The organism is Azospirillum sp. B506, from assembly GCF_000333595.1.
In the GTDB taxonomy this organism is placed as follows: Bacteria; Pseudomonadota; Alphaproteobacteria; order Azospirillales; family Azospirillaceae; genus Azospirillum.
Genome location: NZ_BADK01001001.1, coordinates 1 through 1,787, shown reverse-complemented (window position 1 = coordinate 1,787; position 1,787 = coordinate 1). Strand labels below are relative to the sequence as shown.

At 70.3% G+C, this 1,787-nt stretch carries 1 protein-coding gene; it reads right to left on the bottom strand.

Annotated elements, in window-relative coordinates; genetic code table 11:
• Positions 1–1,714: ATP-binding protein (locus tag I71_RS31055; protein WP_042703432.1), on the bottom strand; the 1,714-nt coding region annotated here is incomplete at its 3' end.
• Positions 1,715–1,787: the final 73 nt, after the last annotated feature.

Genomic DNA, 1,787 nt, shown 5'->3' with positions numbered 1-1,787 from the left:
CAGCGTGCTGCGCACGACGGGAGCCGCCATGAAGCTCGACCAGCCGCTTGGTCAGCGGCAGGCCCAGCCCGGCGCCCTCCACCCCGCGGTTGTCGGGGCTCTCGACACGGGCGAAGGGCTCCAGCACGCGGTCGAGATCCTCGGCGGGAATGCCCAGCCCGGTGTCGGTCACGCGGATCACCGGAACGCCATTCTCCAGACGGGCGGACAGGGTCACCGCTCCGCCCGAGGGCGTGTACTTCACCCCGTTGGCGATCAGGTTCAGCAGTATCTGGCGGATGCGGCGGTCGTCGCCGCGCAGGGCGCGCACCGCCGGCTCCACCACTGCCGACACCAGCACGCCGGCGCGCTCGGCCCGCGGAGTCAGCATGCGGATGGCGAAATCGGCCGCCGCCTCCAGGTCGCAGGGCTCCTCCTGGATGGTCAGCGCTCCGGCTTCCGCCCGCGCATGGTCGAGGATCTCGTTGATCAGCTCCAGCACATGCTGGCCGCTGTCGCGGACATTGGCGGCATAGTGCCGGTAGGACGGGGTGCCGACCGGTCCTTCGGCTTCGCGGGCGATCAGGTCGGCGAAGCCGATCACCGCGTTCAGCGGGGTACGCAGTTCGTGGCTCAGCCCGGCCAGGAACTCGCCTTTGGCGCGGTTGGCGGCTTCGGCAGCCCGGCGCGCGGTCTCCGCCATGTCGCGGGCGTGGTCGAGGGCGGTTGCGAGCCGCACGGTCTCGTCGCGCTCGGCGCTGGTCCGCTCCACCACGGTCCGGGCCTCGGCGAGCGCCACCTGCGCCTTGCGCTCGCGGTCGAGATAGCGCAGGCCCCAGGTGAGGATCGCCAGGATGGTCAGCAGGCCGACTACGCTTTCCAGCACGGTTTGCAGGGTGCGGCCACGCCATTCGGCCATCGCCTCGTCCCGCTCGATGCCGGTCATCACCACCAGCCCATAATCGCGGACGGTGCGGTAGGCGCCGATGCGCAGCACCCCGTCCAGCACCGACGACGACAGGAACTCTCCCTCCGGCGCCTCGCGCAGCTTCGCTTGGAACAGCGCCCCGGCGGCCACCGACCGGCCGACCGAAGCCTCGGTTGCCGGGCGGCGGGCGATGACCTCGCCACTCGGGCGATAGACGCCGATCAGCGGATCGAACTCCAGGCCCGGTATGGTGACGTCGATCAACTGGTTGACCCGGATCAACACCGACGCCACTCCGACGAAGGTCCCGTCGTCGTCCCGCAGCGGGCGGGAGACCGGGAAGACAAGCGGCTGATTGCCGTTGCGGATCGGCTGTGCGGCGCCGATGTGCAGTCGTGCCCCCTCGCGCAGGGACTCCGGTCCGGCCGGATCGGCGAAAGCGGCGACCCGGTTGGGGAAGCTGGCCGATTCCAGCACGGCGCGTCCGTCGGCGTCATAGATCCAGATCGCGTCGGCCCCTTCGAGCTGGGCGGCATAGTCGCGCAGCCGGGTCCAGTGCTTCAGATCGCGGATCTTCTGCGGACCGCCGGCCTCCGCCACCATGGCCGCAGCCTGGTCGAGCGCGATGTCCGCCGTGCGCACCGTGCGGTGGACATGGTCGTCGACCAGCCGGGCCATGTCCCGGACCGTGGCGAAGCGACGCTGCTGCGTGTCCTGGTGGTCGTGGTAAATCCTGAGTCCCGCGTTGCCCGCCACCGCGGCCAGCACGACGACCACCACCAGCGCGCCCCGTAGGAAGCGTCCCACAAATCCCCCTTCTTGTGCCGATGCGCCCGCGGTCCGGTTGAAAGCTTCAAGTTCAAGACTCTAGAGGTCCCCG